This is a genomic window from Pseudoxanthomonas mexicana, assembly GCF_001556105.1.
Lineage (GTDB): Bacteria > Pseudomonadota > Gammaproteobacteria > Xanthomonadales > Xanthomonadaceae > Pseudoxanthomonas_A > Pseudoxanthomonas_A mexicana_A.
Genome location: NZ_LSIF01000034.1, coordinates 62,345 through 76,239, shown reverse-complemented (window position 1 = coordinate 76,239; position 13,895 = coordinate 62,345). Strand labels below are relative to the sequence as shown.

Here is a 13,895-nt window from a genome sequence, read left to right as displayed (position 1 = left end):
CACCATCCCGCGCCGCGGCGGGTCATGGTGGTTCGCTGCTGTCCGCGGAAAAGTGGCCCGTGTTCACACATCTTCCTCGATGAGGTTGCCCGAATGACCCGTAGCAAGCGTATCTATGTGTTGGACACCAACGTGCTGATGCACGACCCCACCGCGTTGTTCAAGTTCGAGGAACACGATGTCTACCTGCCGATGCAGGTGATCGAGGAACTCGACAACGGCAAGAAGGGCACCTCGGAGGCGAGCCGCAATGCGCGGCAGGTCAGCCGCTTCCTCAACGAACTGGTCGAAACGTCCGGCCTGGACAACCTGGTCGTCGGTATACCGCTGATCCAGCCCAACAGCCTGCAGCTGCGTGGCTCGCAGAGCGCCGGCCTGCTTCGGTTCCAGACCAGCCACTTCGAGGCCGGCAAGAGCTTCGGCGCGGTGATCCCGGACAACGCCATCCTCGGCGCCATCCTCGCGTTGAAGGAACAGGAACCCGATATCCCGGTGGTGTTCGTCTCCAAGGACATCAACCTGCGGATCAAGGCCGCGATCGCCGGCATCGTGTCGGAGGACTACGAGAACGACCGCGCGCTCGACGATTTCAGCCTGCTCTACACCGGCGCGGATCCACTTCCGGAAGATTTCTGGCAGCGCCACGGCAAGGACCTGCGCTCGTGGACCGACAAGGGCCGCACCTACTACGAAGTGACGATGGCCGAAGGTGCCGGCTGGTATCCCAACCAGTTCCTGTACCTGCCGGGCGACGACGAATCCGAGTTCCGCGTCAGCAAGGTGGACGGCGACAAGGCGACGCTGCAGATCGTCGACGATTTCCGCCACAGCCAGCATGCGGTGTGGGGCATCAACGCGCGCAACCGCGAACAGAACTTCGCGCTCAACGCGCTGATGGATCCGGATATCGACTTCGTCACCCTGCTCGGCACCGCCGGCACCGGCAAGACCCTGCTCGCACTGGCGGCCGGTCTGGCGCAGACGATGGACCAGCAGCGTTACCGCGAGATCATCATGACGCGCGCCACCGTCAGCGTGGGCGAGGACATCGGCTTCCTGCCGGGCACCGAGGAAGAGAAGATGACGCCGTGGATGGGCGCACTGACCGACAACCTGGAAGTGCTGACGCACAACCAGGAAGGCGGCGCCTGGGGCCGTGCGGCGACGAACGACCTGCTCGCCTCGCGCATCAAGATCCGTTCGATGAACTTCATGCGTGGCCGCACCTTCCTGTCGCGCTACCTGATCCTCGACGAGGCGCAGAACCTCACGCCAAAGCAGATGAAGACACTGATCACCCGTGCCGGCCCCGGCACCAAGATCGTCTGCCTCGGCAACGTGGAGCAGATCGACACGCCCTACCTGACCGAAACGACCTCCGGCCTGACCTACGCGGTGGACCGCTTCAAGAACTGGGCGCACAGCGCGCATATCACGCTGCGGCGCGGCGAGCGTTCGCGCCTGGCGGATTACGCGTCGGAAGTGCTGTAGCCCCGCGTCCGGTGCCGTGAACCTCCATCTGCCCCGCTGGGTCTGGGTCGGTGCGGTGACATTGGCCTGCGTGGCCGGCATGGTCAACGTCATCGGCTACCTGGGGTTCGAGCACCAGGCGGTCAGCCATCTCACCGGCACCACCAGCTTGCTGGGAGCTGCGATCGCGCAGGGCGACCTGCGCGCGGTGATGCATCTGTGGGGCGTGCTGATCGCGTTCTGCCTGGGCGCGATGCTGAGCGGCCTGATCATCCAGGACCAGACCCTGCAACTGGGCCGCCGCTACGGCGTGGTGCTGGCGCTGGAAGCCGCACTGCTGCTGGCGGCGATCCCGCTGTTCAAGCAGGAACAGATCTGGGGGGCGCTGCTTGCCGCCGTCGCGTGCGGCCTGCAGAACGCGATGGTCACCACCTACAGCGGCGCCGCCGTGCGTACCACGCACCTGAGCGGCATGTTCACCGACCTCGGCATCGGACTGGGCCACCTGCTGCGGGGCATGCCATTGCCGGTGCGCCGGCTGACGCTGAGCGGACTGATCATCAGCGGGTTCCTCGGCGGTGGCGTGCTGGGCGCGTGGCTGTACCGACACGTCGGTTACGACGCCTTGTTGGCGCCTGCCCTGCTGACCGGCAGCACCGGCATCGGTTACGTGGTGTATCGCCAGTGGCAGCGGACGAAGCCACCCGCAGTCTGACCTGTCGCGCCACACGCCCGCGTACGGATGGCACAATCCACGCATGACAGTTCCTTCCGTGGTTTCCGCCCTCACCATCGCCGGTTCCGACTCCGGCGGCGGCGCCGGTATCCAGGCCGACCTCAAGACCTTCGCCGCGCATCGGGTGCATGGCCTCTCGGCCATCGCCGCGCTTACTGCGCAGCACACCCGTGGCGTGACCGCAGTGAACGTACCGCCGATGGATTTCCTGCGCGCGCAGCTCGATGCCTGCTTCGACGACTTCGACATCCGCGCGGTGAAGCTGGGCATGCTGGCCACCGCCGAGGTGATCGGCGTGGTGGCGGATGCCCTGCGCGCGCATCGCCCGGCCACGGTGGTGGTCGATCCGGTGATGGTCGCGACCAGCGGCGCCAAGCTGCTGGAAGACAGCGCGCTGCACGCCCTTCGCACGCAGTTGCTGCCGCTGGCCGATGTGGTGACGCCCAACCTGCCGGAAGCCGAGTTGCTGCTGGGCCGCGCTATCCCCGATGCCGACGCCATGCGTGCCGCGGCGAACGATCTGTTGGCGCTGGGCGCTCGCGCGGTGTTCCTCAAGGGTGGTCATCTGCCGGAGGGTGCCGACGTGGTGGATCTGTATGTCGATCAGGACGGCCTGACGGAAACCTCGCATCCGCGCCTGGCGCTGGAAGCGCACGGGACCGGCTGTACGCTGGCGTCCGCCATCGCAGCGCGACGCGCACAGGGCATGCCATTGAAAGACGCCTGCCTCGCCGCTTCCGACTACGTGCATGCCGCATTGCGTGGAGGCTACCGCCCCGGGCGCAGCGACATCGTCGTGCTCGACCACATGGGAGCCGCACCGGCCGCATGAACACCCTCGACCCTGGCATCCTGGCTGAAGAGGTTGCGCTGCAGTCGCAGGACGGGCACGCGTATACGCTGATCGCCCGCATTCCCGCGACCCCTTCCAGCGCACTGCTGTGGGTGCCGGCGCTTGGCGTCGCGGCGCGCCATTACCTGCCGTTCGCGGAAGCCCTCGCCGCGCGTGGCGTGGCGGTGTTCGTGCACGAATGGCGCGGCAACGGCAGTAGCGCGTTGCGCGCCAACCGGCGCACCGACTGGGGCTACCGCGACCTGCTGGGCACGGACCTGCCGCTCAGCCATGCCGCTGTGCGAAACCGGTTGCCCGACGTTCCGCATCGCATCGGCGGCCACAGCCTTGGCGGGCAGTTGGCGGCCTGCCACGCGGGCCAGGATCCGGATGCATTCACCGCCCTCTGGCTGGTCGGCAGTGGAACGCCCTATTGGCGCACGTACCCGGCGCCGCGCGGCTACGCATTGCCGTTCTTCTACCAGTTCGCCCCGTGGCTGGCGCGGGCCTGTGGCGCGTTGCCGGGCCGGCGACTGGGTTTCGGCGGTGATGAAGCACGTGGACTGATCCGGGACTGGGCGCGCGTGGGACTCAGCGGTCGCTATCGCGCCGCCGGCTGGCCGGTGGATCTGGAAGCCGGTATGCGCGCAGTGCATGCCCCGGTGCGCGGCGTGCTGTTCGACGACGACTGGCTGGCACCGGAACGTTCGCTGCGCGCCCTGATGGCCAAGCTGCCGAACAGCCCTGCGCATGTCACCGTGCTGGATCACGTCCGCCTGGGCGCGCGCGCCGACCATTTCGCCTGGATGAAGCAACCGCAGGCCGTGATCGACGCCCTGAGTGCCTGATCGCGCTCAGCAACCCACGACGATGCAGTCGCGGCCCTGTGCCTTCGCCCGGTAGAGCGCGCTGTCGGCACTGTTGATCCAGTCCGATACCGTGGCGATGCCGGCATGCGATTCGGCCAGTCCGATACTGACCGTGCAGCGCAAACCGCGCGCGGAGAACGCGCACGCCGCCACCTGGCGCCGCAGGCGCTCCGCCGCCACGATGGCCTCTTCCCAGCGCGTGTCCGGCATCACCACCCCGAATTCGTCGCCACCGTAGCGCCCGCCCGTATCCACGTCGCGCAGGCAGGCCTTCAGCAAGCGCGCGAATTCCTCGACCACTTCGTCGCCGACGGTGTGTCCGTAGCCGTCGTTGATGTCCTTGAATCGGTCGATATCGATCAGCACCAGCACGGCGGTACGTCCCACGCGCTGGTAGCGCTGCAGCTCGGCGGTCGCCGCATGCAGCCATTGCTGGCGGTTCATCAGCCCGGTGGCGGCATCGAAGCGCGCCATCTTCTCCAGCAGGTCCTTCTGCTGGCGTGCCTTGCGCGCCAGCGAATGCGTGGCGATGCCGATCGCCATGGGATAGATGGCCAGGAACGGCAAGCACGCCAGCACCACCGGATAGCTGGTGTAGGGCTCGAAGGCGAATCCCCACGCCGCGCTCGCCGCCAGGCAGGTCAGCGCCATCGCACCCAGCGTGCGCATGCCGAAACGCCCGCCGCCGATGATGACCTTGTCCATCGTCAGCATGACCGCCAGCAGCACGCTGGGCAGCGCGTCGAAGTGCATCGCTGCGATCCAGAAGCCACCCATGGCGGCATCGAAGGTCAGGTTCTGGAATTCCGCCCGCAACGGCTCGCTGTGCTGCGCCTTGACGCGCAGATACGCCAGGTGCGGCCACAGGAATCCGTTGACGAGCAGCAGCGCCCACAGCGCCGGCGATGCGGAATGCTCGTAGAGCACGGCGCCCACGCACAGCGACCCGAGCCCCAGTCCCAGCGCGCGCATCCGGTACATGCGCAGGCCGTAGCGTGAGCGGTTCTGTTCCGCCATCGTGTGCGCGGCATCGGAAGGCACGCGGATCCTGACGATGTGAGGTGGCAGAATTTTCTGCCAATCACGCCCGGCACGCCAGCCCGATGCGCGGGGTCATGCCCGTGCTTGTGCGAACACGATCACGTTCGGGACACCCCTTACGCGGCCGGATAGCCCTGCGGATTCTGCGATTGCCAGCGCCACGCATCGCGGCACATCGCATCGACGCCCAGTTCGGCACGCCATCCCAACACGTCGTTGGCCAGCGAGGGATCGGCGTACACCTCGGCGACATCCCCCGTGCGGCGCGCCACGATCTGGTAGGGAATCTCCCGATCCGACGCCCCGGCGAATGCCTTCACCAGTTGCAGCACGCTGACGCCCTGCCCGGTGCCCAGGTTGACGGTCAGGCTGCGGCGTTCGCGGGCTAGGAAATCCAGCGCATCCGCATGCGCACGCGCCAGGTCCACCACGTGGATGTAGTCGCGCACACCGGTACCGTCGACGGTGGGCCAGTCGCCGCCGAATACGCTGAGGTGCTCGCGCCGTCCCACGGCCACCTGGCAGATGTAGGGCATCAGGTTGTTGGGAATGCCGGTCGGGTCCTCGCCGATCAGGCCGGAGGCATGCGCCCCGACCGGATTGAAGTAGCGCAGGTTGGCGGCGTGGAAGGCGGGATCGCTGGCGCAGAGGTCACCGATCAGTTCCTCCATCACCAGTTTGGTACGGCCGTAGGGATTGGTGACCTGCAGGCGCGCATCCTCGCGAACGGGCACGCTGGTGGGGTCGCCGTAGACCGTCGCGGACGAGCTGAACACCAGCCGCTTGACGCCGGCAAGCTGCATGCCGTGCAGCAGGTTGAGCGTGCCGCCGATGTTGTTGTGGAAATAGTCCAGCGGGCGTTCGCACGATTCGCCTACCGACTTCAGCGCCGCGAAATGGACCACGGCATCGAACTGCTGCCTTGCGAAGAAGCCCACCACCGCGTCGCGGTCGCGCAGGTCCAACGGCTGGAACGGCACCGGGTGGCCGGTGATCTGCTGCAGGCGGGACAGCACGCCCGGCGAACTGTTGCTGAAATTGTCGGCCACCACCACGTCGTGGCCACGCTCGACGAGCACCACGTAAGCATGCGCGCCGATGTAGCCGGCGCCACCGCACAACAGGATCCGCATGTCGACTCCCCGGTCGCTGGCCGTCCACCCTCCTGGTGGCCGGTCATGGTTATGGTACGCAGGCAACGCCTCGATCAGGCCATTCGCGCGCCCTGTCCTCTGCGCGTGGCATTGCACGTTCATCAACGCGATGCCGGGCGGGGGCCGTAACACCCCTGCACCGCGGCGCCCTTTAGACTCTCCATCCTAGTGCAGCACGCAGGGGACCCATTTTGACAAACGCTCCATTGCCCACCCTGGACCAGGTCAGGATCGCCGTGATCGGACTGGGGTACGTCGGGCTGCCGCTGGCCGTCGCCTTCGGCCGCAAGTTCCCCACCCTCGGCTTCGACATCAACAGCAAGCGCGTGGCGGAACTGCGCAACCACCAGGACCACACGCTGGAAGTCAGCGCGGACGAACTGCGCGACACGCCACAACTCGGCTTCAGCGACGATCCCGCCGCACTGGCCGGCTGCAACGTGTTCATCGTCACCGTCCCCACCCCGATCGACGACTACAAGCGGCCCGACCTGCATCCGCTAGAGTCGGCCAGCCGCACCGTCGGCCGCGCCATCGGCACGGGCGCCGTCGCCATCTACGAATCGACGGTCTATCCGGGTGCCACCGAGGAAACCTGCGTCCCGATCATCGAACGCGAATCCGGCCTGCGCTTCAATCAGGATTTCTACGCCGGCTACAGCCCCGAGCGCATCAATCCCGGCGACAAGCAGCACCGCCTGGAGACCATCATGAAGGTTACCTCCGGCTCCACTCCCGAGGTCGCCGACTTCGTCGATGCGCTGTACGGCAGCATCATCGTCGCCGGCACCCACAAGGCCAGCAGCATCCGCGTGGCGGAGGCCGCCAAGGTCATCGAAAACACCCAGCGCGACGTCAACATCGCGCTGATCAACGAACTGGCGCTGATCTTCCACCGCTTGGGCATCGACACCCACGAGGTGCTGGAAGCCGCCGGGACCAAGTGGAACTTCCTGCCCTTCCGGCCCGGCCTGGTCGGTGGCCACTGCATCGGCGTGGATCCGTACTACCTGACCCACAAGGCGCAGCAGATCGGCTACCACCCGGACGTGATCCTGGCCGGCCGTCGCATCAACGATGGCATGGGCAGCCACGTCGCGCGCCGCGTGGCGAAGCTGATGGCCAAGCAGAACCTGCCCACCGCCGGCGCGAAAGTGCTGGTGCTGGGCCTGGCGTTCAAGGAGAACTGCCCCGACGTGCGCAACACGCGCGTGGTGGACATCGTGGCCGAGCTGCGCAGCTACAACGCGCAGGTCGACGTGCACGATCCGTGGGTCGATGCCGACGAAGCCCGCCACGAGTACGGACTGGACCTGGTGGCCGAACCCAAGGCGGGCCAGTACGACGCGGTCATCCTGGCCGTCGCGCACCGGGAATTCACCGAGCGCGGTGCCGATGGCGTGCGCGCCCTCGGCAAGCCCGGCGCCGTGGTCTTCGACGTGAAGCGGGCCCTGCCCCGCCACGCCGTCGACGACTGCCTGTAAACGCCCCCTTCTGCACGAGACTTCCTGATGCGCGTCCTGGTCACCGGTGCCGCCGGCTTCATCGGCTCCCATCTCAGCCATCGCCTGCTCGACCGCGGCGATGAGGTGCTGGGATACGACAACCTCAACGATTACTACGACCCTGCCCTCAAGGACGCGCGCCTCGCGCGGCTGTTGCCGAAGGCCGGGTTCCGTTTCATCCGCGGCTCCCTCGAAGACCGCGCCGCCATGGAGGCCGCGTTCGACGAGTTCAGGCCGCAGCGCGTGGTGAACCTCGCTGCGCAGGCCGGCGTGCGCTATTCGCTGGAGAATCCGCACGCCTACATCGACAGCAACATCGTCGGCTTCACCAACATCCTCGAGGCCTGCCGCCACGGTGGCGTCGAGCACCTGGTGTACGCCTCGTCCAGCTCCGTGTACGGGGCGAACCGCAAACTGCCGTTCGCGGTGGAGGACAGCGTCGACCATCCGGTCAGCCTGTACGCCGCCACCAAGAAAGCCAACGAGTTGATGGCGCACACGTACAGCCACCTGTTCGCGCTGCCCACCACCGGCCTGCGCTTCTTCACGGTGTACGGGCCCTGGGGCCGCCCGGACATGGCGCTGTTCCTGTTCACCAAGAACATCCTCGAAGGCAAGCCCATCGATGTGTTCAATCACGGGCGCCATACGCGCGACTTCACCTTCGTCGACGACATCGTCGAAGGCGTGATCCGCACGCTCGATACCGTGCCCGGGCCGGACCCGAGCTACGACCCGCTGCTACCGAATCCGGGCTCGTCCAGCGCGCCATGGCGCGTGTACAACATCGGCAACCACCAGCCCGTCGAACTGCTCCGCTACATCGAGGTGCTGGAAGACTGCCTGGGCCGCAAGGCCGAGAAACGCCTGCTGCCCATGCAGCCCGGCGACGTGCCCGACACCTGCGCCGATGTCGAAGCGCTCCGCCGAGACACCGGCTACCAGCCCTCGACGCCGATCGAAACCGGCGTCCGCCGGTTCGTCGACTGGTACCGGGAGTTCTACCGCGCGTGATCGCGATCCCCTGTGCCCGGTGGCCGGGCACGGGCGTTGCCTGCGTTATATGAGGCAATCCGCAACAACATCAGGGGATGTACCATGAACCGCACCTTCGCCGGCCTTTGCGCCGTCGTTCTGGCGCTCCTACTCGCCGGCTGCGCCTCCGGCAGCGGCGGCGGCAAGTCCGCTCCACCCCAGCAGGCGAGCGCCGCCGTCGACAACTACCTGATCGGCGTTGACGATATCGTCCAGGTGTCGGTGTGGCGCAATCCGGAACTGGGCATCACCGTTCCGGTCCGCCCGGACGGCAAGATCTCCGTGCCCCTGGTGGGTGACGTGGCCGCCGGCGGCCGCACGCCGGCCGACGTCGCCGGCGACATCCAGCAGAAGCTGGCCGATTACGTGCGTGACCCGCAGGTCGCCGTGATCCTGACCGAACTGCGCAGCCACGAGTATCTCTCGCGCGTGCGGGTGACCGGTGCCGTGCGCCAGCCGATCTCGATCCCCTACCGCCAGGGCATGACGGTGCTCGACGCGGTGCTGGCCGCAGGTGGCATCAACGAGTTCGCCGCGCCCGACCGTTCCGACCTCTTCCGCAGGAACAAGGACGACACCAACGCCACCTATCCGGTGCGCCTTGACCGCATCCTCAACCGCGGTGATCTGTCGACCAACTACACCGTCGCTCCCGGTGACGTCATCGTGATCCCGGAGCGGACGTTCTGATGGGCTCCACTACGACCCTGCCACCGCCGCGCACCGCCGCACAGGCACGCAAGGCGGAAGAGCTGACGCCCCAGGAGCTCGCCCTCGTCCTGCTGAAGGAAGCACGCAAGCGCGTCCTCGCGATCGCGGCGACGTTCAGCGCCATCACCCTGCTGACGCTGGTCGTGGGCTTGCTGGTGATCCCGCGCAACTACATCGCTTCCACCACGATCCTGGCCCAGGACAGCGACATCATCCAGCCGCTGCTGGAGGGACGCGCGGTGCCCACCGGCGTGGCCGACCGCGCCGGCATGGCGCGCCAGATCGTCTACAGCCGCAAGGTGCTGCAGGAAGTCCTGGCCGTGGGCAAGTGGACGGAAAAGAACCTCAGCCCTGTCGCGCAGGACAAGCTGATGGAGGACATCCGCAACAACACCACCATCAGCAGCCCGCGCAACGATCTGGTGCAGATCAACTACCGCGACACCAGCCCCGAACGCGCGTACCGGGTGACCGAGGCGTTCGGCACGCTGTTCATGCGGGAGGCCCTGGCCGCCAAGGAACGCGAGAGCCGCGAGGCCTACGAGTTCATCGACAAGCAGGTGCAGGAGTATCACCGCAAGCTGACCGACGCGGAGAAGAACCTGCAGGACTACCGCTCGAAGAATGCCGACGCCCAGCCCGGCAGCGCCACCGACGTGAACACCCGCATCAGCTCGCTGCGCACGCAGGTCGAGCAGACGCGGATGTCGCTGCTGGAGCAGGAGTCGCGCGCGGTCGCCATCACCGACCAGCTGTCCGGCGAATCCGCCGTCACTGCGGTGCAGACCCGCGAGAGCCTGTACCGCACGCAGCTCATCGAACTGCGCGCGGAGCTCGACCGGTTGATGCTGACCTTCACCGAGCGCCACCCCGACGTGGTGCGCGTGCGCCACCAGATCGAAGACGTCCAGCGGGCGATCGTGCAGGAACAGGAACGCCGCCAGCAGCCGACGCGCAACGTGCTGGCCTCCGAGGACGCACAGCTCAACCCGCTTTACAACGAACTGCGCAGCCAGCAGGCCCAGGCCCGTCACGAGGCGGCCGCAACGCGATCGCGCATGGGCATCGCCGAATCGATGCTCGGTGCGGAACTGGACCGCAGCCGTCGGATCGCCGAATCGGAAAGCGCGCTCGCCGAACTCACGCGAGACTACGAGGTCAACCGCGAGATCTACCAGGACCTGCTTCGCCGCCGCGAGAACGCGCGCGTGTCGATGGGGCTGGACCAGGAAAATCGTGGCCTGACGCTGCGTATCCAGGACCCGGCCACCATGCCGCTGCGCCCCAGCGGCCTGCGCTTCATGCATATCGCGGCGGCCGGCTTCGCCTTCGCCGTGGCATTGCCGCTCGGACTGATCTTCCTGCTGGTGCGCTTCGATCCGCGCGTACGCGTGGCGCGCCAGATTGCGCAGAAGACCAGCTATCCCCTGCTGACCGTGATCCCGACCTATCTCACCCCGAAAGAGCGGCGCCGCCAGTCCTTGAGGCTCATGGCCAGCGCCGCGATGGTCTGCGGTGTGTTCATCGTGTATGGCCTGGTTTTCGCCTTCAAACTCACCAGCGCCTGATGCAACGCCCATGCACGAGGTCCGTCGCCAGGAAGACGCCATGAATACAAATACGAACCCGCACAACGACGGCAGCCAAGACGCCGCCGCATCCTCGGCACGCTCCATCGTGCGCGCCGTCGAGCCGCCATTGCTGAGTCCCCGTGCCCTCGAGGACCGTCGACTCATCCACCGCAACGACTCCACGCGCCTGCAGGCGGACGCGTTCCGCGACCTGCGCACACGGCTGCTGGCACTGGGAGGCGATCGCAACTTCGTCACCCTGGTGGCACCGGTGGTGCCGGGGTGCGGGGCCAGCTTCGTGGCCCGCAACCTTGCCGCCGCGTTCGCGTTCGACGAGACCAAGACGGCGACCCTGATCGATTGCGATACCTTGCGCCCGGCGCAGCACGGTGCGCTCGGCGTGGATGCCGCCGACGGCGGCCTGATGGACTACCTCGACGGCCGGATCACCGAGATAGCGCCCGTGCAGTACCGGACAGTGCTGCCGCGCATGTACCTGGTCCCCACCGGCGGCGTGCGCGAGATCACCGGCGAATCGTTTTCCTCGCTGCGGATGCGCAGTCTGGTCGACTCGCTGCGCAGCACGTACGGCAACCGCTACCTGGTGCTGGACAGCCCGCCCGCGCTCAAGTCGCCCGATGCGCGCATCCTCTCCGATCTCGCCGACCTCGTCGTGCTGGTGGCCGGATACGGGCGCGTGACCACCGAGCAGATCGAGAAGGCTGCGGCGAATTTCGCGCCTGAAAAGCTGGTCGGCGTCGTCTTCAACGACATCCAATAAACGCACTCCCCGGGGAGCCCGCATGAAACGGCATGCACGTCGCACGACGCTGATCGCCACCGCGATCGCAGCCACCCTGCCAATCACGGCGCACGCCGTCCGCATCGGTTATACGCTGGATACGGGCATTGAGCGCAATGACAACGTCACCCTGTCCGAAACCGCGCAGGTCGAGCAGGACATCTTCCGTGCGGGTCTTGGCTTCGCCATCACGCAGGAATCGTCGACCGTGCAGGCGAGGGTCAGCGGGCGACTCGACCACCGCCGCTACGAAGACATCTATGCGAGCGCGACGGAGCGCATGCTTAACGGGCGTTTCAACTGGATGGTGGTCCCCGACCGGTTGGGCCTCGTCGTCGAAGACAGTTACGGCGTGCAGACCATCGACCGTTTCGAGCCGGATTCGCCCAACAACCGCCAGCAGATCAACGTGCTGTCACTGGGCCCGGACTTCCATTTCAACGTGGGCGGTACGCTGCGGGGCCGTGCCGAGCTGAGATTCATCAATAGCAACGCCGAGGTCACCCAGGATTTCAACTCGGATCGCATCGCGGCGGCGCTGCGCATGGTCAAGGACCTCGACGCGACGAGCGCGTTGTCGTTCAACCTGCAGATGCAGGATGTCGATTTCGACAACAACCGGTTCGCGCGCGACCACAAGCGATATGAAGGCTACGCCAGCTACACCAGTCGGCTCAACCGCCTCGACCTGCTGCTGGATGCCGGTTACGCGCGCCTCGACTACGACGATGGCCAGTCCCGCAACAACCCGTTGTTGCGGGCGGAAGTGGGCTGGCGGATGAGCGAGCGCAGCCGCTTCCGCGTGAACGCCGCCAACCAGTTCTCCGATGCCGCGACGAATGCGCTCACCGCCATCGCGGGCGCGCCCCCGGGCATCCCGGGATCGGTCCTCACCGGGCGCTCCACCATCACGCCGTCCGCCTATGAGCAACGCAGCGCCATCATTGGCTACGAATACACCGGGGTGCGCACCACGTACTCGATCTTCGGCAACACGCAGAAGATCGATTATGTCGACCCGGGTTCGTCCAACCAGGAAAGTCGCGGCTTCGCTACCCAGCTCAGCTACCGTCTGCGGCCCTCGCTGACGATCCGCGGCGCTGCCTCGCGGGACCGCACCGAAGCGGCACCACCCGTGTCGCGTATCGAACACAACCGGCTGTATTCGCTCGGGCTGGAAAAACAGTGGTCGCGCCGCTGGTCTTCCTCATTGCAGTACAACCGCTATGAGCGCACCAGCACCATCGCGACCGGTGAGTTCAAGCAGAATGTGATCTACCTCAGTATCGCTTACACCAATCGATGAACGACCAGCACCCGGCGACCAAGCCTTCCATGCGGCACTGGATCGCCACGTCGCAGCATCCATTCGCCGCGACCCTGCGCAAGGTCCGTCGTGGCGTGCGCGGCTTCACCCTGCCGGCGCCGCGGGTGCTCGTACTGCCCTACCTGTGGCTGTTCCTGGCCGGCCGTGGCGCGATTTTCTTCGTCCGCCGTGCGTTCATTGCCGAGCCGCTGTTCAAGGCGTACTGCACCCGTGTCGGCAAGGGCGTCACCACCGGCATCTACGTGCCGTGGGTTCAAGGCAAAGGCGACATGATCGTCGGCGACCACGTGCGCATCAGCGGCAAGCTGTCGATCAATTTCGCCGCGCGCTTCGCCAAGCGTCCGCGGCTGGAAATCGGCCATCACACCGACATCGCGCACGACTGCCGGCTGGTGGTCGGCAAGGAAGTGAAGATCGGCGCGCATGTGGAGATCGCCGGCGCAGTGACCATACGGGATTCCGGCGGCCATCCCGCAGATCCCGCCCGGCGCGCTGCCGGTGCCCCGCCGGACGAAGCCGACGTCAAACCGATCGTCGTCCACGACAACGTCTGGATCGGTTCGCACGTGTTGATCCTGCCGGGCAGCGACATCGGCGAAGGCAGCATCGTCTCTGCGCATTCCGTGGTATCCGGCGTGGTCGCACCCTATACCGTGGTCGCCGGCAATCCCGCCCGGCGCATCGGCACGCTGACGCCGCCGCCCGAGCGCGCCCACCTGGCACCGGTGGCCAAGTCCCCGGCAGTGGCCAAGCCGGATATCGCGCCGGCCCCGTCGACTGACGGTGCCGCGACGGCCGGCTGACACGCACGCAGGCATTCACCGTTCGCCGTCGGCGAACGG

The 13,895-nt window shown here is 66.8% G+C and carries 13 protein-coding genes; 11 read left to right on the top strand and 2 right to left on the bottom strand.

The window, feature by feature from the left end; genetic code table 11:
* Positions 1-93 precede the first annotated feature (93 nt).
* The 4 genes from AX730_RS05855 to AX730_RS05840 are packed head-to-tail and all read left to right on the top strand — an operon-like array spanning position 94 to position 3,886.
* Entirely contained in the window at positions 94-1,491 is a 1,398-nt protein-coding gene (locus tag AX730_RS05855; RefSeq protein ID WP_062353335.1) for a PhoH family protein, read from the top strand.
* Between the two features lie 16 nt (positions 1,492-1,507).
* The gene (locus AX730_RS05850) at positions 1,508-2,185 is read left to right on the top strand and encodes a YoaK family protein (protein ID WP_062353332.1); all 678 of its coding nucleotides are present in this window, start codon (positions 1,508-1,510) and stop codon (positions 2,183-2,185) included.
* Positions 2,186-2,228: 43 nt separating this feature from the next.
* On the top strand, positions 2,229-3,038 hold the full coding sequence (gene thiD, locus AX730_RS05845) for a bifunctional hydroxymethylpyrimidine kinase/phosphomethylpyrimidine kinase (protein WP_062353329.1): 810 nt from the start codon (positions 2,229-2,231) through the stop codon (positions 3,036-3,038).
* Entirely contained in the window at positions 3,035-3,886 is an 852-nt protein-coding gene (locus AX730_RS05840) for an alpha/beta hydrolase family protein (RefSeq protein WP_062353326.1), read from the top strand. Before thiD ends, AX730_RS05840 begins: the two co-directional genes overlap by 4 nt.
* A gap of 6 nt (positions 3,887-3,892) precedes the next feature.
* On the opposite strand, the gene AX730_RS05835 is transcribed toward AX730_RS05840, so the two are convergent.
* Entirely contained in the window at positions 3,893-4,948 is a 1,056-nt protein-coding gene (locus AX730_RS05835) for a diguanylate cyclase (RefSeq protein ID WP_062353323.1), read from the bottom strand.
* A 116-nt stretch (positions 4,949-5,064) separates the two neighbouring features.
* Entirely contained in the window at positions 5,065-6,081 is a 1,017-nt protein-coding gene (galE, locus tag AX730_RS05830) for a UDP-glucose 4-epimerase GalE (RefSeq protein WP_062353319.1), read from the bottom strand.
* A 227-nt stretch (positions 6,082-6,308) separates the two neighbouring features.
* Between galE and tviB the strand changes: the two genes are divergently transcribed.
* The 7 genes from tviB (at position 6,309) to AX730_RS05795 (ending at position 13,856) form a co-directional block, all read left to right on the top strand.
* Positions 6,309-7,586, top strand: a complete 1,278-nt coding sequence (gene tviB / locus AX730_RS05825) for a Vi polysaccharide biosynthesis UDP-N-acetylglucosamine C-6 dehydrogenase TviB (RefSeq protein ID WP_062353316.1) — start codon at positions 6,309-6,311, stop codon at positions 7,584-7,586.
* 27 nt (positions 7,587-7,613) lie between these two features.
* Positions 7,614-8,621, top strand: a complete 1,008-nt coding sequence (locus tag AX730_RS05820; protein WP_062353313.1) for an NAD-dependent epimerase — start codon at positions 7,614-7,616, stop codon at positions 8,619-8,621.
* An 84-nt stretch (positions 8,622-8,705) separates the two neighbouring features.
* On the top strand, positions 8,706-9,332 hold the full coding sequence (locus AX730_RS05815; protein WP_062353310.1) for an XrtA/PEP-CTERM system exopolysaccharide export protein: 627 nt from the start codon (positions 8,706-8,708) through the stop codon (positions 9,330-9,332).
* Complete coding sequence (locus AX730_RS05810; protein WP_083537755.1) at positions 9,332-10,921, top strand: XrtA system polysaccharide chain length determinant; 1,590 nt, start codon at positions 9,332-9,334, stop codon at positions 10,919-10,921. The genes AX730_RS05815 and AX730_RS05810 overlap by 1 nt, the downstream gene beginning before the upstream one ends.
* A gap of 40 nt (positions 10,922-10,961) precedes the next feature.
* Complete coding sequence (locus AX730_RS05805) at positions 10,962-11,705, top strand: P-loop NTPase family protein (RefSeq protein ID WP_157074117.1); 744 nt, start codon at positions 10,962-10,964, stop codon at positions 11,703-11,705.
* 22 nt (positions 11,706-11,727) lie between these two features.
* Positions 11,728-13,032: a porin family protein gene (locus AX730_RS05800; RefSeq protein ID WP_062353306.1), complete on the top strand. Its 1,305-nt coding sequence runs from the start codon at positions 11,728-11,730 to the stop codon at positions 13,030-13,032.
* Positions 13,029-13,856: an acyltransferase gene (locus AX730_RS05795; RefSeq protein ID WP_062353304.1), complete on the top strand. Its 828-nt coding sequence runs from the start codon at positions 13,029-13,031 to the stop codon at positions 13,854-13,856. Before AX730_RS05800 ends, AX730_RS05795 begins: the two co-directional genes overlap by 4 nt.
* Positions 13,857-13,895 lie beyond the last annotated feature (39 nt).